The 20,943-nt window shown below is 35.4% G+C and carries 20 protein-coding genes and 1 riboswitch; of the genes, 6 read left to right on the forward strand and 14 right to left on the reverse strand.

What is annotated here, in order from left to right; translation table 11 throughout:
* Window positions 1-242 precede the first annotated feature (242 nt).
* Window positions 243-1,928, forward strand: coding sequence for a methyl-accepting chemotaxis protein (locus tag NKR20_RS08810; protein ID WP_253425483.1), 1,686 nt, complete (start codon window positions 243-245; stop codon window positions 1,926-1,928).
* Window positions 1,929-1,979: 51 nt separating this feature from the next.
* Here NKR20_RS08810 and NKR20_RS08815 read toward each other — a convergent pair whose 3' ends face one another.
* The 3 genes from NKR20_RS08815 to NKR20_RS08825 form a co-directional block, all read right to left on the reverse strand.
* Entirely contained in the window at window positions 1,980-2,885 is a 906-nt protein-coding gene (locus tag NKR20_RS08815) for an NAD(P)/FAD-dependent oxidoreductase (RefSeq protein WP_253425486.1), read from the reverse strand.
* Window positions 2,886-2,969: 84 nt separating this feature from the next.
* Complete coding sequence (locus NKR20_RS08820) at window positions 2,970-3,746, reverse strand: class I SAM-dependent methyltransferase (RefSeq protein ID WP_253425489.1); 777 nt, start codon at window positions 3,744-3,746, stop codon at window positions 2,970-2,972.
* A gap of 22 nt (window positions 3,747-3,768) precedes the next feature.
* Complete coding sequence (locus NKR20_RS08825; RefSeq protein WP_253425492.1) at window positions 3,769-4,653, reverse strand: NAD-dependent epimerase/dehydratase family protein; 885 nt, start codon at window positions 4,651-4,653, stop codon at window positions 3,769-3,771.
* A 304-nt stretch (window positions 4,654-4,957) separates the two neighbouring features.
* Here NKR20_RS08825 and NKR20_RS08830 point away from each other — a divergent pair, with 304 nt between their 5' ends.
* A complete protein-coding gene (locus NKR20_RS08830) occupies window positions 4,958-5,590 on the forward strand; it encodes a LysE family translocator (RefSeq protein ID WP_121215189.1) in 633 nt (210 codons plus the stop codon).
* 45 nt (window positions 5,591-5,635) lie between these two features.
* On the opposite strand, the gene NKR20_RS08835 is transcribed toward NKR20_RS08830, so the two are convergent.
* From NKR20_RS08835 to pdxR, 5 genes are all read right to left on the reverse strand, one after another.
* The gene (locus NKR20_RS08835; protein WP_121215191.1) at window positions 5,636-7,435 is read right to left on the reverse strand and encodes a carbon starvation CstA family protein; all 1,800 of its coding nucleotides are present in this window, start codon (window positions 7,433-7,435) and stop codon (window positions 5,636-5,638) included.
* A gap of 365 nt (window positions 7,436-7,800) precedes the next feature.
* Window positions 7,801-9,045 (reverse strand): MFS transporter, encoded by a 1,245-nt coding sequence (locus tag NKR20_RS08840; RefSeq protein WP_253425494.1) that lies wholly within the window; start codon window positions 9,043-9,045, stop codon window positions 7,801-7,803.
* A 241-nt stretch (window positions 9,046-9,286) separates the two neighbouring features.
* Entirely contained in the window at window positions 9,287-10,045 is a 759-nt protein-coding gene (locus NKR20_RS08845) for a methyltransferase domain-containing protein (RefSeq protein ID WP_253425497.1), read from the reverse strand.
* Between the two features lie 176 nt (window positions 10,046-10,221).
* Window positions 10,222-11,130 carry a D-alanine--D-alanine ligase gene (locus NKR20_RS08850; protein ID WP_253425500.1) on the reverse strand — a complete coding sequence of 303 codons (909 nt, stop codon included), beginning with the start codon at window positions 11,128-11,130 and terminating at the stop codon, window positions 10,222-10,224.
* A gap of 4 nt (window positions 11,131-11,134) precedes the next feature.
* A complete protein-coding gene (gene pdxR, locus NKR20_RS08855) occupies window positions 11,135-12,583 on the reverse strand; it encodes a MocR-like pyridoxine biosynthesis transcription factor PdxR (RefSeq protein ID WP_341967197.1) in 1,449 nt (482 codons plus the stop codon).
* A gap of 453 nt (window positions 12,584-13,036) precedes the next feature.
* Here pdxR and NKR20_RS08860 point away from each other — a divergent pair, with 453 nt between their 5' ends.
* A complete protein-coding gene (locus tag NKR20_RS08860; RefSeq protein ID WP_253425503.1) occupies window positions 13,037-13,303 on the forward strand; it encodes a hypothetical protein in 267 nt (88 codons plus the stop codon).
* A gap of 82 nt (window positions 13,304-13,385) precedes the next feature.
* On the opposite strand, the gene NKR20_RS08865 is transcribed toward NKR20_RS08860, so the two are convergent.
* Window positions 13,386-13,541, reverse strand: coding sequence for a DUF1540 domain-containing protein (locus tag NKR20_RS08865; RefSeq protein WP_121215201.1), 156 nt, complete (start codon window positions 13,539-13,541; stop codon window positions 13,386-13,388).
* Window positions 13,542-13,762: 221 nt separating this feature from the next.
* On the opposite strand from NKR20_RS08865, the gene NKR20_RS08870 reads away from it, so the two are divergent.
* Window positions 13,763-14,485, forward strand: a complete 723-nt coding sequence (locus NKR20_RS08870; protein WP_253425506.1) for a dihydropteridine reductase — start codon at window positions 13,763-13,765, stop codon at window positions 14,483-14,485.
* A 42-nt stretch (window positions 14,486-14,527) separates the two neighbouring features.
* Here the strand turns inward: NKR20_RS08870 and NKR20_RS08875 are convergent, their stop codons facing one another.
* The 3 genes from NKR20_RS08875 to NKR20_RS08885 all read right to left on the reverse strand — a co-directional run bounded on the left by NKR20_RS08875 (window position 14,528) and on the right by NKR20_RS08885 (window position 17,086).
* The gene (locus NKR20_RS08875; protein WP_121215203.1) at window positions 14,528-14,872 is read right to left on the reverse strand and encodes a DUF2500 domain-containing protein; all 345 of its coding nucleotides are present in this window, start codon (window positions 14,870-14,872) and stop codon (window positions 14,528-14,530) included.
* A 154-nt stretch (window positions 14,873-15,026) separates the two neighbouring features.
* Window positions 15,027-15,869, reverse strand: coding sequence for an aldo/keto reductase (locus NKR20_RS08880; protein ID WP_253428096.1), 843 nt, complete (start codon window positions 15,867-15,869; stop codon window positions 15,027-15,029).
* A gap of 23 nt (window positions 15,870-15,892) precedes the next feature.
* Window positions 15,893-17,086, reverse strand: coding sequence for an MFS transporter (locus tag NKR20_RS08885; protein ID WP_253425509.1), 1,194 nt, complete (start codon window positions 17,084-17,086; stop codon window positions 15,893-15,895).
* Between the two features lie 191 nt (window positions 17,087-17,277).
* On the opposite strand from NKR20_RS08885, the gene NKR20_RS08890 reads away from it, so the two are divergent.
* On the forward strand, window positions 17,278-17,640 hold the full coding sequence (locus NKR20_RS08890; RefSeq protein WP_121215207.1) for a winged helix-turn-helix transcriptional regulator: 363 nt from the start codon (window positions 17,278-17,280) through the stop codon (window positions 17,638-17,640).
* A gap of 77 nt (window positions 17,641-17,717) precedes the next feature.
* On the opposite strand, the gene NKR20_RS08895 is transcribed toward NKR20_RS08890, so the two are convergent.
* Both NKR20_RS08895 and NKR20_RS08900 read right to left on the reverse strand, forming a co-directional pair.
* Window positions 17,718-18,905: an MFS transporter gene (locus tag NKR20_RS08895; RefSeq protein ID WP_253425513.1), complete on the reverse strand. Its 1,188-nt coding sequence runs from the start codon at window positions 18,903-18,905 to the stop codon at window positions 17,718-17,720.
* A 3-nt stretch (window positions 18,906-18,908) separates the two neighbouring features.
* Window positions 18,909-19,370 (reverse strand): MarR family winged helix-turn-helix transcriptional regulator, encoded by a 462-nt coding sequence (locus NKR20_RS08900; protein ID WP_253425516.1) that lies wholly within the window; start codon window positions 19,368-19,370, stop codon window positions 18,909-18,911.
* A 447-nt stretch (window positions 19,371-19,817) separates the two neighbouring features.
* A riboswitch (cyclic di-GMP riboswitch) is annotated at window positions 19,818-19,901 on the forward strand.
* A 30-nt stretch (window positions 19,902-19,931) separates the two neighbouring features.
* Here NKR20_RS08900 and NKR20_RS08905 point away from each other — a divergent pair.
* The gene (locus tag NKR20_RS08905; protein ID WP_253425519.1) at window positions 19,932-20,882 is read left to right on the forward strand and encodes a hypothetical protein; all 951 of its coding nucleotides are present in this window, start codon (window positions 19,932-19,934) and stop codon (window positions 20,880-20,882) included.
* Window positions 20,883-20,943 lie beyond the last annotated feature (61 nt).

The raw sequence follows: 20,943 nt of genomic DNA on the forward strand, positions 1-20,943 counted from the left end.
AGTATGTAAATTTGATTTGTCCACGAGTTATATCTGAACAAATTTTTGTTACACCATCAAGACCCTATAACACTTACAATAATAAAATTATGTTAAGTTGAAATAATTCCCCTACAATCAACTTTATTCTACAATTTTGGTTGATATTGCTAATTAAATAAAATGATATTGAATACCTAGATATTTTATTGCTATAATTTGTGATAATTTTACTATAACATCACGAAAGGATGTAAGACAATATGTCTATCAAGAAGAAACTATTTACTGGTTTTGGGATTATCACCTTAATACTTATAGGTGTTGCGGTATTTTCCGGATTTCAAATGTCAAAAATAGATAAAGATTATAGTTATTTAATTGATGATCGCGTCTATAAAGTAGTTGAATCATCAAAAATTCAAAACGCCACTTCATTGCAAGGTTTATATCTTCGTTCCTATGTGCTTCGTAAAGATGCCACTGATTTAGAAAGTCTCTATGCACAAAGAGATATAATAACAGAATCAATTGATTTGATTGATCACCTATTTGTAGATGAGGAAATGAAAAAGGAGATTGAGATAATCAAAGAACAGCAAACAGTGTATACAAGTTATGTAGATGACGTAATTAAATCTGTTGACAGTAATCAGATTGATAAAGCGACAGAGATACTTTTTACATATGCTGTTCCAGCAAATAAAGCGATCCAACAATCTATTAATAACATTGTTGATTTCCAATCGAAACAAATGAATTCAACAACCGAAAGTACTAAGAAGAGTACGGATACTAGTACTACTCTTTTAATCATCATCTCTATTGTAGGTACAGTGGTTGCAGTCGTTTTAGGACTTATAATTACAAGAAATATTACCGTTCCACTAAAACGTTTAACGTACGCTGCAAATGTTATTGCTACGGGAGACTTACGTGAAGAAGATGTTGTCGTTAAAACAAAAGATGAGATACATGATCTTGCAGAGGCATTTAACACAATGAAAGGAAACTTATCTAAACTAATAAGTAGTGTATCGATGAATGTTTCCAATACAACTGCTGTTGCTGAGCAATTAGCAGCTAGTACGGACGAAGTAATGGTAACAACGAAGGATATTGCTGGTCGCATGGAGCATCTTGCTTCAGGTGGAGCTCAAGCCGCAGCGACTGGCAACGATTGTGCGATTGCTACTGATGAAACGGCTCATGGGGTAGCACGAATAGCTGAAGCTGCTCAAAACTTACAATCACAAGCAATGGATATGCAATCAATGGCTACTGAAGGTGGTCAAACTCTTCAAGTAGCGGAAAATCAAATGTCTGTCATTCAACATTCATCACATGAAACAAGGGAAAAAATTAAACAATTGAGCATTCAATCTGCTGAAATCGAAAACATTACTAAAGTCATAACAAATATTACGGAGCAAACGAACCTCCTTGCCCTTAATGCCGCAATTGAGGCAGCTCGTGCTGGGGAACATGGAAAAGGGTTTGCTGTTGTGGCTGATGAAGTCCGTAAGCTTGCAGAAGAATCAAAACATTCTGCTTCAAAAATTGTTGATTTAACCTCTCTAATCCAGAAAGATACAAAAATAGTTGAAGACAGCGTAAATTTAACGGTACAAAATGTAGACCAAGGTGTTCATTATCTACATAATGCTCAAACTTCATTTAGCAATATCTTTGAAGCAATTACAGAAATGACTTCTCAAATCCAAGAAGTGTCTGCTTCATCAGAAGAAATATCTGCTAGTACAGAGGAAGTATCTGCTTCTGTTTCAGAAATGGCACAAACTGCAAATGTTACAGCAGAGCAATCTAGTCACGTGCTTGCGGCAGTAGAAGAACAATCAGCTACTATGGTTGAAATTAACACAGTTACAAAATCACTAAGTCAAGGCGCTATGGAAATTCAAGAAGAAATCAATCAATTTAGAGTCTAATATTAACAAGGCATTGAGGAACGATTCTCGATGCCTTGTTAATTGATGTTATCAAAACCTCTCCATAATGATATCCGTAATGACAGAAACTGCCGTTTTATTCCCTTTTGCTGCTGAAATCATGATAGAAGCGGGTTTGGACCTTTCCGTTTCCCCTGCAATATAGACATTTTTTTGCGATGTTCTCCCAACATGATCGGTTTTGACGATTCCTTCTTCGTCCAATTCACAGCCTAGAGCTTCTGCGAAATGATTTGGTCGATAATAGGATGGGGCAACAAAACCCCCAGACCTTTTAATCGATTCTCCATTTTCAAACTCTATTTTTTCTAAGTACCCATCATTTCCGATTAAGTCTTTTATCTTTTCTTTAATAATTTTGATATCGTGTTTTTCTAGTTCTAATTGGCCTTCTTTCGATAATGGATTGCCATTTGTTAAGACGACCAAATCCTGCGACCAGTTATATACCATCTTCGTCAAATGCAGGATGTGCTCTTCTTTTTCTGCAATCACGACTAACGGTTTATCTCTTTGCTCCCAACCATCACAAAATGGACAACTGAATAAGCTTTTCCCATAAAACTCACGTATCTTTGGGTTTGAAAATCTTTCTTGGATACCCGTGGCGAGAACGATTTTTTCTGCTACCAATTCCTTGCCAGTCGATGATTTGACGGTAAATCGTTCATTCGCACTAGCTTTGATAATTTCAGTTACGGTTTCTTTAAAATAAGAGACTGTTGGGTAATTTTCTAACTCTTTTAATGCAGTCTCCTTAAACTCTTTGGGTTTAATTCCATCTTGCGTAATAAATCCATGAGATGCTTGTGTCACTCTACTGCGATTCGTTCCATCGTCAAATAAGGCAATCTTTCGTCTAGCCCTTCCTAGCGTTAAGCTCGCACTTAACCCAGCAGGACCTCCACCTATCACGATACAATCTAGGACATCCATTTGTTACCTCCGTATTGGCAAAATAAAAAAGAATCACTTTATCTTTATTGATAAAATGACCCATTTTCCTATTAATTTATACCGTTATTTAACTGCTTTCCAAATTGTCCATCGATCTTTTTCTACGATATCTGTATCAATCGCAAGTGAATGATCAATGTGTTCGATTAATAAATTTAGCTCATCATCATTTAGTTCATGTAAAATACTTCTTCCCGTTCTATTACGTAAATCGTTTAGTAATTGCTCTTTTGTACCATACACTTTTCGTGTTTCCCATAACTTTATTTCTTCTACTTCTTTAAACCCAACATCCTTTAGTTTCTCAATGACGTGTGAACTATCGTGTCTACGATTCATTTCCTTTTCAGCTAATCTTGGGAAGACTTCAAAGAAATAACCTCTAATATGGTTGCGGTCACCTTGCAATAAACAATCTTCTGGCGTTCGGTCTTGAATAATGAAAATCCCGTTTTCTTCTAACAATCGATAAGCTTCTTTAAAACAAGAATACAAATCGTCAAGATGATGGATCAAGGCTCTTTCAAGGATTAATTGAAAACTACTATTCTCTAATCCTGTATCAAATGCATTCCCATACTTGAACGTGATGTTTGGATAGTCTTTACAGTTTTCTCTTGCCCCTTCAAGAATCACTTTGGAAAAATCGACTCCCGTCACTGATGGAATCCCCATGTCTGATAGTGCCTTTAAATAAATTCCTCCTCCACAACCAATATCCAATGCATTCGTAATCTTCTTGATGTCTACAATATTATTAATCGTTTGTTTCCAAGAACTATCTGCATCACGAGTTGTATAAGAATTACGATTTTCGTCATTATGAAAATTAATTCCCATCGATTGGCCCCCATTGTAGATTTTATTTAACAAAATAAAATTGTATAAGTTCGTTTAGTAACTCATCTAAATCCGTAAATTGATACCCTAGTTTCTCAGCCTTATCGGTATTCACTGACCACGATCCATCCAATCCAAATGGAGATGCATTTTCACTCGACACTTCTGTTGTCAGTATTGCTTTTTTACCAACATGGCTTTCAATTTTTTGAATCAGTTCTCTTAAAGATATATCCCCCCGGCTTCCAGGGTTGATAACTCCAGTAAAATCAGATTCGCCCATTTTATATAGAAAATCGGCAGCCTCATCAGATGAAATAAAGCTGAATCGAACATCAAAATCCTTCGCTCCAATAGCTTCTTTGTTTATCACTTTTTCTACATGAAATTTTACCCTTTCCGTAAAGTCATCCTTCCCTACGACAATTGGAAAACGCACTGCCACAACATCAAATGGCATTTCGTTAAACAATACTGCTTCGGATGCTCGCTTTGCCTCTTGATACCCAGCGTACCCAGGATATTCTCTACGTCCTTTATACGTAAAAGTAAAAAAGGTCGGATTGAAATTTTCTTCCTTATGGTTCGTACCGTATTCATAGACAGCTTGAGAAGATGTAAAGATATACTTTTTCACCTTCCCTTTTAAGGCTTCTGTTGTCGCCTTTATTTCCAATGGAGAATAGCACGTTTGATCATATACAACATCCCATTGTCCGTCTTTGAAAGCAGTAAAAATGCTCTTTTCATCTTCACGGTCTATCCTTAAACGAGTCACCCGATCTTCAAATGAATCTGCCGTAAGCCCACGTGTTGCTATGGTCACATTTTTCCCATCTGCTAGCAATCTCTCAACAAGTTTCTTACCAAAAAACTGAGTCCCACCTAATATGAGTACATCTTGCATGAATCAATTCCCCTTTTCCCATCCATAGTTATTATCTATTAATTAAACTAATATTTTCTAAAAATAGTTCCATATATTCTCATTATATCCCTTTTTCATCCAATAAAAAAACGGAATCAATTAGAATCCGTTTCCCAACTTACATTTACTTCACTTATTTATCGTGTTTTTGGCAATACAGCAATTCCTGCTATTATTCAAGAGTATTAAAAATTCAAATTGTTCAAACAATACTATTTTTATATAATACAGTATATAAATTACATACATTGAATATTTATTCTAATTAAAAAGGAGTACGAATGTGGAGAACTATTTTTTATTTGTCCTGATGTGTATTTTTCTCATTATTTTACCTGGTCCAGATACGGCGATTGTTACGAAAAATACACTTTTCTCTCGTAGAATTGGCGGGCTTAAAACATCTTTAGGTATTATTTGTGCTTTGCTTTTCCATACGTTTGCTGCTGTTGTCGGACTTTCCGCTATCATAGTGAAATCAGCTATTTTATTTTCTATCTTTAAATATGCGGGTGCCATTTACTTAATTTATTTAGGTATGAAGATTTTATGGTCTTTAATTAAAAAGGATGATGCACCTACAGTTGAGATGAATACTAAACATCAAAGTGAAAACAGATCCTGCTTTAAACAAGGATTCCTAACTGATCTACTAAATCCAAAAGTGGCAATCTTTTTCCTATCCTTTTTCCCTCAATTTGTGGAACCTGGTGGCGACACCTTTTTTCCATTCCTTTTAATGGGGATTACCTTTACCGTATTGTCTGCTATTTGGCTATTCATCTATGTTTATTTAATTAATGTCATTAGTGCCATTATGAAAAAGCCATTAGCTAAAAATCTAATTGAAGGCATCACAGGTACCATCATTATTGGTTTTGGTATAAAGCTAGCTCTTGAAAAGGCGAATAATTAAAAAATCGGGTCTACTAGCTATCACACTAGTAAACCCGTTCTTGTTTTAATAACTTTTTACTGCCATTTTTCGTTTGAAACGTGGATGTGCCCAAAGCTCTTTCCACTTAATAACAGATGTAATGACAATGATAAGTCCAAGAACTAACATAATCACAGATAAAATACCATTTAGCATATTGTACCCACTCGCCGCTTCATTCCAGTATACATTTTTGATCATCCAGAAACCTGCAACATTTACTGTCACGTATAGGTACACAAGTGGAATAAAACATGTTAATACATAGATTCGTTTATCTGCAATTTTCAGTACAAATGTTACACCACATACTAAGCCGATTGATGCCATTAACTGATTCGATACACCGAATAATGCCCAAACCGATGCGATATCACCTGAGTTTAGTAAGTACCCCCACAATAGACATGCTAAGGCACTAGCACCGATGGAACCTGGTAGCCAATCCGTCTTTTTCAATGGTTTGTACACATTCCCTAAGAAATCTTGAATTAAATAACGTGCTGTACGTGTACCAGCATCAATTGCCGTTAAAATAAATACGGCTTCAAACATAATAACAAATTGATAGAAATAACTTGTTAAATGGCTAAACCATTCAACACCTGAGAAAATGGAAGCCATACCTACCGCTAATGTAACAGCTCCACCTGTACGGCCCTCAAGGTCAATACCAATTAATTCAGAAAGAACTGGTAAATCTACAACCGACATGCCTAATTGTGCGAACTTTTCAGGAGCTGCATTAATTGCAAAATAGTCCCCTGGATGTAAAACAGTCGCAGCAATTAACGCCATAACACCTACAACACACTCTACTAACATTGCCCCAAACCCAACAATGCGGATATCTTCCCAACGATCTAACATTTTAGGTGTTGTACCTGATCCTACAAATGCATGGAATCCAGAAATCGCACCACACGCAATGGTAATGGATACGAACGGCCATACCGGACCCGCTACGATTGGTCCACCGTTAATGAAATCTGGAAGAAACGCAGGAAATTGAATAACTGGATTGATGATAAATACTCCAATAATTAACGCGACAAATACCCCAATCTTCATAAAGCTTGATAAGTAGTCTCGAGGTGCCAGTAAAAACCATACTGGTAAAGCTGCTGCAAAAAATGCGTAAATCGGTAAAATCAGTGATAGTGTTGCTTTATCTAATGTTAATAAATCTCCAAACCAAGTACCTTGAATAGCAGGTCCGTAAAATACCGCTAATAATAGTAATCCTACACCTACTATGGTAGATAATTTAATGTTTCCAAGAAATTTATTCATTAACCCCATAATCATGGCAATTGGAATAGTTGAAGCAACGGCAAAAGTTCCCCATGGATTGTCTGACAATGCCCCTAAAATAACCATCGATAGCCCAGCCATCGTAATCGTAATAATAAATAACATAGCTAAACCTGTACAGAAACCTGCAACAGGACCTAATTCTTCTTTCATCACTTCGGAAAGTGATTTTCCACCCTTTGTCATAGATGCGAATAAAACGACAGCATCGTGAACTGCTCCACCAATTACTGCCCCTATTAGTAACCATAAATAGCCTGGTAGATAACCAAATTGGGCTGCTAATATTGGACCAACTAATGGACCAGCTGCTGCAATGGCTGCAAAGTGATGTCCAAATGCAATCCATTTATTGGTTGGTACAAAATCCTTTCCATCATTATTGACATGTGCGGGTGTTGGAGTATCATCTGTTATTTTTAATACTTTCTTTGTAAAGAAAATACCGTAAAATCGGTAAGTAATGACTAAAATACAGATTGCTCCAATCACTAATGTTATTGCATTCATTCAAAAATCACCTTGTTCTCTCTCTAAACTGTCTAATTATTATGAATCTTTTTCGCAGATTCTGTGTGGTTAATATCCTAGCATTATTTTTGTTATATAACAATAGTGTCAATCTTTTAAGCTGTTGTATATTGAAACTATATATAATAGAAGAAATTTAAATATATATTCTATTCAGAAAAGTCATTTTTGTAGCCTTACTCTAATTAAAGTGGAGATATTGCTATTTTAGTATCAGATTTTTATAAAAATTATCATATTTAAATAGTTTTAAATTTTTAGATAACTACTACACTTGTAAATCCACAATTTATAAACAACGAAACGGATTCCAAAATCAGAATCCGTTTCACTTAAATGATATATTAAATTTTTTTTGATATTGGATTTCCTGCTTCGAGTAATCCTTTGTTTCTCCATAATAAAATGGCTAGTATGATTATGAATATACCTGTTCCAATTAGCAGCCATTCAATTTTGATGAAATCTGCAATTGGGCCAAATATGAGCATTCCCAGGGGCATCATAGAAGTTGAAATCATCCCCATTACCCCAAATACCCTTCCTAAAAAATCTTCTTCCACTTTCTCTTGCAACAGTACATTTGCTGGTGTGTTAAAGATTGGCATAGCGACGCCGAATAACAGCATGAAGGCAAAGTAAATCCAAAAGTTAGGAACAACTCCAAGTGCAAATGTACAGAGACCCATGATTACACTCGCAAATCCTAATGTTTTAATGCGATTTTCAAAGCCTCCCCAGGAAGCGATGACCCCGCCACCAATCATCATGCCGATGGAGAAGGCAATTTCAATTGCTGATAAACGCCATACTTCATCCCCAAAAGTTCGTGTTACCTGTAGTGGTGTTAAGAAGGACGCTGGTGCCATTAAGACAAAAAATACGGCAAAGAATTGGAAGAAACTCTTTAGAAACTTATGGTTATTCACATATTGTAAACCTAGTTTGAAATCGCTAAAGTAACTTGTTGTTTGCTTGTCCGCCGCTTTATCATGTACAGGAATTTTTAAGAAGAAAAGAAGTGTCAACACTGCAATTGCAGCCGTAATAACATCAATAAAAAAGATCGTTTCTAGTGGAGCAAAACCTAATAGTGCCGCACTGACAATTGGAGAAACAAACATCATAATTGCTTGAATACTGCCATTTATCCCGTTTACCTTCGTTAACATATCTTTTGGAACAATTTGCGGTAAAATGGCACCAACTGCAGGCATCTGAATTCCGGTTCCAAATGCACGAACAGCAGCCATCACAAATAATAACCAAATCGCATCATACCCCATTAAAAATAGAATAGCTAAGATTAACGTAGCAAATGCAATAAGGCTATCCGCTAACATGATTAATCGCTTACGGTTATAGCGATCCGCCCAAACCCCTGCAACCGGTGACAAAATAAAGGTTGGAAGAAAGCCACAAAGTATAAACACCGTCATCATCATACCGGATTCCGTTGTTAGCGTAATATACCACATAATGGCATATTGAACTAACATCGATCCAAAAAGGGATATTGTTTGGCTTGTTAGAAAGAGGATGATATTCCTTCGCCAATTTTCATAAACTCTATTTTCTACTGTATTCATATATAAACAACTCACTTCTCTATTTTATTAATTTTGGTTAAAAATTTGCTAACGTAATCTGATCGAGTTTGTCATTTTTATATTCCTCCTAAATACTAAGTAAGAAATGTTGAAGTGAGTTTTATCCATATTTAAGAACAAGGTTAATTAATTATATGATTATTTAATTTGAAATCACAAATTTAATGATACATCAATTTTAGAACATATGTTCTGTTTTGTCAAATATAAACAATTAACTTTAGTAATTAGCATTACGGAATAAATACAACCCAAAACCTAACGTATCCCTGCCCCATTGTAAGTAAGTTCTTCTCCATGCACGGATTCTCTCCAGCATTGCCATACAATCTGGATCATCGGGATTTTCGTGGCAATAGTCTTCAATAGACGAGGAATAGAGCCATTCGTATTCATCCCAGTCATCGTCACTAGCTGTATAGGACCAAAGTGGAACTAACCGTAACTCTTCAGCCAAACTTACATTCTCATGGTGCCATTTCAAATCCGACTCTTTTGCACCTCCAAGGGCTTGTAAATATTCTTCACTTGGACGCTTCTTCCAATAGCCCTCACCGATTAGAATATAACCATTCTCTTTAATAATGCTCTTCATTTTTTGAAGCGTATTTTCTAATCCTCCTAAAGCATGAGTCGAACCGATACAGATCCCTAAATTAAATTTTTCGTAAGCTAAGTTTTCAGTGGCAATGTTCGCATCGTCAAGAATAAATTTGATACTGCCCTCAGTTACTCGACTGCTTGAATTTTTCTTAGCATCCTCAATGGCTCCATCATACAATTCGATTGCAGTACCTATAATATTGAATTTTTCTACAAGACGAATAAGTAATTCACATTTCCCAGCACCAATATCAATTACTTTGTCATGAGGATTTAAAGATACCATCTCCACCAACTTCATTAGTTTCGATTCACTAATCGGATTGCTAAACGCATGATTTCGATGGGCAATGGCTGAAAATTTATTTCTATCCAAAATGTCATTCCCCTTTTTTTTAAAATTTAAATACTATGACTCTTCTTCTCACATCAATCTATTAAAAATAGCATTTTACTAGTACATAGTTTACAATGTCAAGTAATTTTTTCATTTTATTGAAATTTACAAAAAAAGAACCTAACGACTAAAGTTAGGTCCTTCATTAGTAATTTTTATTGTTTTTTAAGTGAATGTTCAATAATTAAGTCAAGTAACTTCGGATAAGGAATACCTGCTCCCTGTGCACTTTTTGGTAACAGACTATTTTTCGTCATCCCTGGCAACGTATTTACTTCCATTACATATGGAATACCATCTTTAATCATCATATCAACCCGCGCATAAACGCTACATTTCAAAGATTGATAGCATTTCATTGCAGCTAAAGCAACGCGTTGTTGTATTGCTGAAGGAAGTTGCATCACCTCTTCAATCGTAGCTGCATCATCATATTTCGAAGTGTAATCAAAAAACTCACCCTGATGACGAATGGAAATGACCGGTAACAGCTTGCCATCTAGAATGCTCACCGTAATTTCATCCCCTGAAATATACTGTTCAATAATTACCTCTTCATCCCACTTGAATACTTCTTCAATTGCTGACACTAATGAATCTTTATCATAAACAATTTTAACGCCTACACTTGAACCGCCTGAATTCGGTTTTACAACGAGTGGGAAACCCATTTTGTCTAGTTCATCCATTTGAAGTTCTTCACCATTTGAAGAGTGAAGCCAATCCGCTGTTTGTACGCCCTCAAAGCGGATAATTTTTTTGGAAAGATTTTTATCCATGCATAAGCTACTAGACAGGACACCACTTCCTGTATAAGGAACACCCATCGTTTCAAGTGCACCTTGGATTGTGCCGTCTTCACCAAATTTGCCGTGGAGCGCCAGTAATGCAATATCAAGATTCTTTACCTTTTCCACTAAGCCTACAAAATCTTCTTTATTCTCTAAGATAATTGGTACAATTTCATATTTATTTTTATCTAAATGGGTGATCATTTCTTGACCAGTCATGATTGACACTTGTTTCTCTGAAGAAACGCCTCCCATAATAACGCCAACTTTCATTTTTCTAGCCTCCATAATGATTTTTTATCGTGTCTCCGATGATTTGAATGCCCTGAATAATCTCTTTTTCTGTTAGCCTCGAAAATCCTAACCGTAACGTATGGTTCCCGCTTTTGTCTGTGTGGAACACATTCCCTGGTAAGAAAACGACACCTCTTTCAGTACATTTTTCTAACAGTTCTCGGGAGTCGATATGATTTTCTAACTCTATAAAAAGATGGAGTCCTCCATCACCAGTCATTCTTTTATAAGGGATATATTTCTTACATGCTTGAACGGTCAATTCATACTTCTTCTTATAGACGGATTTCGCTTTCTTTAAATACTTCTCAAAGTATCCATCATTCAAATATTGATATAACACCGCTTGATCCAATGTAGACGTATGAATCGTTCGCGCTCTTTTCATACTTTCTAGGTAATAGATTAGCTCTTTGTCTGCTAATATCCAGCCAATCCGTAAGCCCGGAAATAGAATTTTAGAAAAGCTGCTAATATAAATCACATTATTGCTTTGACCAGCAAAAGAAGCTAAGGATGCAAGATGTGACCCGGAGTATCGTAATTCTTCATTAAATCCATTTTCGATAATCGGCACCTGATAGTCGGAAAACAAATCCATAATTTCTTTTCTTTTTTGTGAGGACGTCACGATTCCAGTTGGATTATGATAGGACGGAATGAAGTAGGCAAAGTCATATTCTTTATTTGCTAAACAAGATTTAAGTTTCTGAACATTAATACCATCATCTTCCATCTCAATTCCATCAATCTCAAATCCATTTAATCGGAATAGTTTAAGAGCAGAATCATTCGTTGGATTTTCACAAAGAACTCGGCCGCTTTTTTTATTGAAAGAAGATAAAATAATATCCATTCCTTCTGTAAATCCATTGGTAATTAAAATGTCTTTGTTTCGAGTGTCTACCCCTTTAATTTCCATGTAGTGAAGCAAGTAGTCGATAAGTGGTTTATAGCCCTTTGCATAGCCATAGTTCAGCACGATATCCCCTTCTATGGACAGCCGATTTAAGAAAGCTCTTTTAAAATTTTCGACATCAAAAAGCTTTTCATCAGGTGCAATACTCGTGAAAGAAATCATTTCTTTATTCCAGCGCACACGATGTTTCATCAAATCCAACTCTTCTGCTAAGAACGTTTTTTCATTGACTTTTTCCGACCAATTTAATTGGATGGATGGAGATTTAAAGGTCTCAACATGACTAACAAAGTTCCCTTTACCCTTGACCGCATAGATTAGTCCTTCTTGTTCCAAATCTGCATAGGCTGTTAAAACCGTATTTCGGCTAATGGATAATAGCGAACTGAGTTCACGGGTGGATGGAAGTTTTTGATGCTCGATTAGATGCCCGTTTGTGATCATTCGTTTCAAATATTCCTTCAGTTGTATATAAACAGGACGGCCTTCCGTAATCTGAAAATCGTTAAACACTCGATTCATCCCCTTGGTTACATTTTTACATTTCTGTATGGAATTCAAAAGGTCCACCCACTATGTATTTTTCCGGTCTTGTGGTTGGTGTGGTTTATATATAGTCACTTTATTTTAATGGAAGGTTTAGAAACTTAAAATTAAAAGCATCCATAAATAAAAAAAGATGCTTTCCTTATTTCAGAAAAGCATCCTATAAAAATATTTATTATCCCCTATTTCATGAGATACTCCACCAACTAAAGTTGTCATTCTATGTTAACTTTCGTTTACTTTTTTTAACTCAATGCTTACCCTTTAAGGAACATAATAAAAAGCCCTTATTTTAAGGACTGCAAAATGTTTCATTTAATTAACAAAATAAAATGTCCCGATTCTGATAGACAATTCAACTCATGTACCCCAAGTGTCCGCCATATAATGATTTGTATATCTGAACAAAGGAGGAAATTTGTGCAGACAAAAGAAATGCGTTTACAACGTATTCAACATCTTGCCCATAAAATTATGGATGAAATTAATTTAAGGGAAGAACAAAGTCAATCTGAGGAACTATTGATGGTGGTTGATAACCTATCCCGCGCACTTGGTGAGTTAGCGGACCCATGCGGTTATTATTCGTTAGATTATATTGAAGATAAAATGGAAAAATCCCATTCACTGTTAATAAATAAATTAAAAAAATTAGATTTTAGCTCGGAGAAAAAAATAATTCAATAAAAACGAATGAAAATGAGAGTTATTATCAATAATATAAATAATAAAAGGTAACCAATAGCGGTTGGTTACCTCTGAAAAAACATTAGTTCTCAGGTTTAAATGTTTTGCAATCTGTTTCCTCACTAGTAGATGCTTCTTTACCTTTGTTGCTTACTACATAAATTTTTTCAGCACTACATTTGTTCCCGTTAGCCCAATACTGGCAGTTATTAACCTCACAAAGAATTTCTTGTTGCATAGTATCAACACCTCCTCTTGTCATATCATTGACAAATCTGAGGTCGTTGATACTTTTTTCTTTGCTGAAATCAAACTTTTAACATAGAAAAACTATTTTTCGTACACTAAATATCCCTACATAAAACTTTCCAAAATAAATAAAAAATAACGTGAGAATGATTATCATTTTTAGTATACTAGTGTAGTAGATATGATTATATGATGTTAGGAGACTTTTAAATGGAAAGAAAAATTTACTGGACGAAAATTAATAAAATTATTGAAGAATCATCTGAAGTGAAAACTTATTTACTTGATATACCGGAAGGCTTTACTTGGGAAGAAGGTGCCCACACTCACCTTGCATTAAAAGGGTTTAATGAAGGTGAAAAGCCAAACAAAGGCTTAGTTCGTCACATGTCCATCTGCACGTTACCAGCTGAAAATTCGATTGGCATTACAACGCGTATTAAAGAGCAATGTTCTGAATTTAAATCAATCTTAAGAAATCTTAACGTTGGCGATGAAGTGGCATTATTTAAAATTCATTCAAATGTACCGCTAAAAAGACAAGACAAAAATATTTACTTGCTGTCTTCAGGTGTTGGTCTAGCAACATTCAGACCACTAGTACTTACTTATTTGAATCAACCTGAAAACGTAAAAAGTATTCATTCCCTTAACATCGATTCAAAAAGAAACTTCTTATTTACAGATGTATTTACTTCTGACCCTGTAAAGAATTTCACTGCCGAATTCGTTGATAATCGAAACGATTACTATGAAGAAGTGAAAAAACTTGCTGCTGATCAAGAAGGTTTATATTATATTGTCGGCAGCGATGAATTTATCCTACAGAACATTGACGTGTTTCGTGAACAAGGCATCACACTAGAACAAATTGTACTCGACAAACGTGAACAACATTTAGCTAAGTTCTTTTCAACTGAAGCTTCAATCTAAATGAAAAAAGAACGAATTCTAGCAATTCGTTCTTTTTTCTTCTTATCTTTGGCGTTCAAAGGATATATAACGCGTGCCTTGAAAAGATAGTAACCCGAGATCTTTCTCAACAAGCAGTCCATACTCACTGCCCTCAACCTTAAATTCCATACGATCTCCACTTTGTACTTCAAAAGTTACATAATATGTAGTGTGGGAATGGTCACCTTGAACATGAATGCGCTTTGCGGCGACTTCCGCTGGGACTGTAAGAAGTGGAGAATTTTTATTTTTAATGCCCTGTGAAATAGTCGATATGATGGTGAAAATGATAAATCCAAAAACAATAATAAATACCAGACCAATAAATATCGGAGCAAATGAAAACATCATATCTTCAAAAAACATATGTACACTTCCTTTCTATCTTTCTATACGTTTAACTTATTAGATTAGTTTCAATTTGTTGGATTTTTTTGAATAGATTAGGAAAGGTAATAAAAAAAGACACTTCCCGTATTTTTTACGGAAAGCGCCTGTTAGTTTAACAAGAATAACCTGATTAAAAATCAAAATTATCTGGGTCTGGTCCTACGCGAAGGTTTTGATTTAATTCATCAATGATTTCCATTTCCTCTGTCGTTAATTCAAAATCAAATACATTGGCGTTTTCAATAATTCGATGCTCTTTTGTTGATTTTGGAATGGTAACAACCCCGTTTTGTAAGTCCCAGCGCAATATTACTTGAGCAACAGATTTATTGTGCTTGTTCGCAATCTCCTGTAAAACTTCATTATCTAGCAATTGACCTTGCATTAATGGTGACCACGCTTCAAGCTGAATTCCATTGTCCTGACAAAATGCTTTTAATGCTTTTTGAGTTAATCGTGGATGATTTTCCACTTGATTGATCATTGGTTTTATTTCAGCATCTTTCCTTAGCTCTTCTAGATGATGAATTTGAAAATTACTTACACCAATTGCTTTTACTCGTCCTTCTTTATAAAGAGTTTCCAACGCTCTCCATGCATCTTTATACTTGCCTTCAACTGGCCAATGAATCAAATATAAATCCAAATACTCTAAACCTAGATTTTTTAAGCTAGTTTCATAGGCAGCTATTGTTGATTCATATCCTAAATCCGCATTCCAGACCTTCGATGTAACAAATAGCTCTTCCCTTGAAATACCAGCCTCCTTTAAACCTTCTTGAATTCCTTTGCCTACACCTTCTTCATTCTCATAAATCGCAGCTGTATCCACACTACGGTATCCGTGTTTAATTGCTGTTTTTACTGCATTTACCAACTCAGGACCTTCTTCCACTTTAAAAACACCTATTCCAAACCAAGGCATTTTCACACCGTTATGCAAAGTTGTTGTATCTTTTAAATTTTTTACCATCATCATTAATTCCTCCAAAATTTTTATTGTATTTTATTTACTTTATCTTTTCGTTCTAAAGCACTGCTGAAACCCGTTAAAATTGCAGCCGCTATAACCATAAGTGATCCAATCCAAGAAGTATGGATTAGTCCGATTGAATCTGTAACAAGCCCACCTAAATAAGAACCTATTGCAATCCCGGCATTAAATGCAGCAATGTTTATTGCTGATGCCACATCTACGGCACTAGGAACAAAGCGCTCTGCTAACATCACAACATACACTTGCAATCCTGGCACATTCATAAATGCTAACAGTCCCATCAAAAGAATCGTTATTAATCCCGCAATTTTAAATGGAGCTGTAAACCATAAAATTAATAACACGATTGCTTGTACTATAAACATAAAGAACAGTGCTCGAATTGGGTTTTGGTTGGAAAGCTTCCCTCCAATCATATTCCCAATCGCAATGGCAACCCCGTAAGCTAATAAAATGATCGCCACAGTTCCCTCTTTAAACCCAGTGATATCTTGAAGTAATGGGGATAAATAAGTGAACACGACAAAGGTTCCACCATATCCTAATGCGGTAATGATGAATAAAAGTAATATCCGACCATTTGTCACAAGCTTTAGCTGATCGTGAAAGGTTGTTTTTACTCCTTTTCGTAAATTAGATGGGACGAGAATGCTATTTGCAATGAGGGCAATTACTCCAATAATAACTATCGTTATAAAGGCTGTTCTCCATCCTAACTGCTGTCCAATAAAGGTTCCAAATGGTACACCAGTTACCGTAGCTACAGTAAGACCTGTAAACATAATTGAAATCGCGCTAGCTCTACGATTTTCCGGAACTAAATCTGCTGCGATTGTCGATCTAATTGACATAAACACTCCATGGGAAAATGCTGAGATAACACGGGCTACTAGCAATAAACCAATTGTCGTAGAGAACGCAGCGAGAGTATTGCCAATAATAAAAACAATCATTATCCAAAGTAATAATGTCTTACGTGCCATTCGCGATGTCAATGATGTTAAAATTGGTGCCCCAAATGTGACGCCTAAAGCATATAAAGATACTGTTAATCCCGCTGTAGTAATGGGGACATCTAAATCGTTTGCAATCAGAGGCAGCAATCCGACACTAATGAATTCTGTCGTTCCGATTGCAAATGCACTAATTGCTAAAGCAAGTAATGCCATACTTTGCTTCTTATTTAAGACCATAATTCCTTCTCCTTTTCTTGCTGTAAAAATTGAAACTTTCCCTTTTGTTGAAGGAAAGTATAGTGTTAATCTGCCGGCAAATGTTATTATGGGTTATATCAATCATTAAGAGAAGTACGCACTTTAAAGTGATATAGGAACCTAAAAGTAATATAGGTACTTTTTAGTGCCTATAAAGAGGAGGTTTAATAATGGAAAAAAAGAAATACAATATTTCAGTTGAAGCAACATTAGAAGTTATTGGTGGAAAATGGAAGTGTGTGATTCTCTGCCATTTAACTCACGGAAAAAAACGTACAAGCGAATTGAAACGACTAATGCCTAATATCACACAAAAAATGCTCACGCAACAACTGCGCGAGCTAGAAGAAGATGGTGTTATTAATCGTATCGTACACAATCAAATTCCACCTAAAGTAGAATACGAGCTTAGTGAGTATGGTCGAAGCTTAGAAGGTATATTAAATGCATTATGTGCTTGGGGAGATCAGCATTTAACAAAGATTTATGGTGATAAAAGTACTGTTTTAGAAGATAATGTGTTAAATAATTAGCTACTTCAGTATAAACCGTAAGAGAAACGAGCGCTGATTCTTTTGAAGAATCGCGCTCGTATGTTGACTATTTCAATTTATAATGTTTTCACAGCACTTGCTTTTTTCCCATGTACGAAATAATAAAAAGGAATTAAAAAGAGAACTGTAATTGCAAGAACCCCATACATCGTCTGGAATCCAAACTTCTCTGCAATTAATCCTAAAACAAACGGACCGGTTCCCGACCCAGCATCCATGCAAATAAAAAGTGTAGATATTGCTAGTCCTAATCGATGGGGCGGTGTCACTTTACCAATTATCGTTTGCATGCTCGACATAATGTTTCCATAGCCAATCGCTAAAAATACTCCTCCAAGTAACAGAATAAAGCCATTGTTTGCAATCGTAATGAAAAATAGACTAATCGCAAAAAATGCAAATGATGGATACACAACGATATTTTCACCTTTACTGTCGAATAACTTTCCTGCAATCGGTCGACATACAAATAAAAAGATCGCGTACACAACAAAGAAGAATGAAGCAGCTTTTGTTAAATTCATCCCCATAGCATAGGAATTAATAAATGAAATCACTCCTGAATAGGCAATCCCACTAATGAACATCAATAATGATACAGGTAGCGCTTCTTTATCATAGAAATCTTTGAAACGAAAACTCTTTTTGATATTCGCTTTTTGTTCAGGGGTTAAATCAATCTCATGTATTTTGAGAAATACGGATGAACCTAATGCGATGGCACTAAACACGATACAATAAATAAACATCGTTTGATAAGTAAACTGATGTGTTAAATATAACGCAAGAAAGGGTCCGATGGCAGTTCCAGCTGCGGTACTTAAAGAAAAGTAACCAATCCCCTCGCCTCGTTTACTTTTTGGAATTGATGCCATATTGACAGTCATTATAACTGTCGTTGAAATGCCAAACCCCAGTCCATGAATAAATCGACCAATCATTAAGAAGCTAATATTATTTACGAATAAATATGAAATGGTACCAATTAAAAATAATATTAAACCACTAAATAGCATTTTTTTACGACCAATCACATCGATAAACTTTCCAGAAAATAACCGCGAGACCAATGCCCCAATAATAAAGATACTTACTGCTAAACCAGCTTTACTTTCGGTTACATGAAACTCTTGAATCGCATAGGCAGCCATAGATGTCATTAATAAGTAAAAGCTTAAAGATACAAAGAAATTCGAAGATAATAAAATAATAAAATCCTTGGTCCAAATTTTGTCACTTTCCATTCGCTACATTTCCCCATTTCTATCATAGGCTTTTTGTATTTTTTTCTGAATCGTATGGATCATCCGAATCATTGTGTAGCAATCTTCTTCGTCAATGTCTTCAAATTCCTCTTGTAGCCGTTTCCGATAGACTAGTACATGGTTTATAAAATAATCGGTCCCCTCTTCTGTTATCTGAATAAACACCGCACGTTTATCCTGATTCGAGCGGACTTTTTGCACTAAACCCGCATCCGTCATTTCATTAATGATTTTTGTCATATTCGGCAGTTGCATATCCAACGCCACACTTAACTCGGAAACACGAAATTCCTTTTCCTGCTCCTTATTCAAATACAACAAATTCAGTACTCGGTGATAGATAGGCTTTATCCCCGGTGGCAGAGGAGGTAATGCTTCAAAAGTTTTTTTAGCTACAAATAAAGAGTTCATTACAGCTTCTATTAAACTTGAATTGATTTTCATAATATCCTCCTGATTACTTATGAAATATAATTATATTTTATAAGTAAATTTAGGTAGAGTAAAGATAATTGCTTTTTATAAATTAATTTCTTCAATACAATACTCGAAAGCTGTTTTATTCAAATGAAAAAAACACTTTCCTTCTCCAAGAAAAGCGTCCAAATTTGCACAACGGAAACCACCTTTCGTCCACTTTCTATGTAAGAAAGTTGTCATAATCTTTTACTTAAAATGTTGCAAAAAAAGGTGTATTTTACCTATATTGATAGTTTATAATGTGTTTACTAGCAACTTAGACCTATTTTAAGTGGCCACAAAATAAGTCTATATAGTTGCTGTTTGAATGAACATTTGAAAAGTTTATTCATCATTTGCATTTGGTAAGCGATGATATGTAACCTTTATTTGGACACTTTGGTTATATGGAGCTAGTAGTGTAACCGGACCTCTTTTTAGGGGGGCTATGAGGCATAGTCTGTATATGGACACTTGGACTATGTGGAGCTAGTAGTGTAACCGACCCTCTTATTAAATTATTTTATATAAGAGGAGAAATGAAAATTGAAAAAGTTTAGTGCAGTAATTATTGCAGGTTCTTTAGTTTTTAGTATGGGTACTGGGGTAATGGCAAAAGGACCAGCCAAAGAACCAGCTGCTAACTCTAACCCTATCATTCAAGAAGATGGAAGAAACACGAACGGAATTGGAACAGCACAAATTACCTTTGCTCCTATTTCTGGCTACTATGGTACATCCCAAGTAGTATCAGGGGAAGTAGTAATTGATGGAGCTCGTGATGATTTAGCTAATCTTTATATCACAGTTGGCGGACAAAGTGTCGACAAAATGTGGGCAATTCCAGGGAAATCAAAAACGTACGGCTTTATTGCTACTGTTGCCTTAACAAGCCATGACTTAACAAGTGTTGAAGTAATTGCAGAAACAAAATTTCATAACGGACAAAAAGCAGGTAAAGTGCACAGTAATAACAGCTCAATAGTTGAAGTTGAGGTATTACCTGTTGTTACAAAATACGCGGTTAATAATCAGAATTTTGTTTGGGATGAAGAAACAGGTACTTATTCACTAACATTTACCGTTGAAAAAATGTTAAGTAATGGTGAAATTGAGGAAGAAGACGTTACACTAGATGAATTAAATCCAGGTGAGATAGTAAACTATACATCTGATGAATTACAAGATGAAAATTACTTCGGTGAAACAGTGAACATTTTAACGATTGAAGTTCCTGCCGCACCCGTGGTTGTTTTCGAATGGACTGGTGACTATGTATTCGTAGGTGATAGCCAGCCATACCATGCTTGGGTTAAAATCAAAGGAAGCAACGGTACAACTGAATGGGTTAAACATGCTGCTTTCAATCCCTATAATCCTAATGACAATCAATTAATTAAAACAAAGGTTTATAGTGAATATGGAAATATCATGATTCCAGTTGAATGGGATGAATCTAAAGTTTTAACAGTAGAGCAATTTAACAAGATTAAATAAAATGTAAAATACCTTCCTGCTTTTTAGGAAGGTATTTTTGTCTCCAATTCGTCTGCTTTGT

It is taken from the genome of Ureibacillus endophyticus (genome assembly GCF_024159215.1).
Classification (GTDB): Bacteria; Bacillota; Bacilli; order Bacillales_A; family Planococcaceae; genus Ureibacillus; species Ureibacillus endophyticus.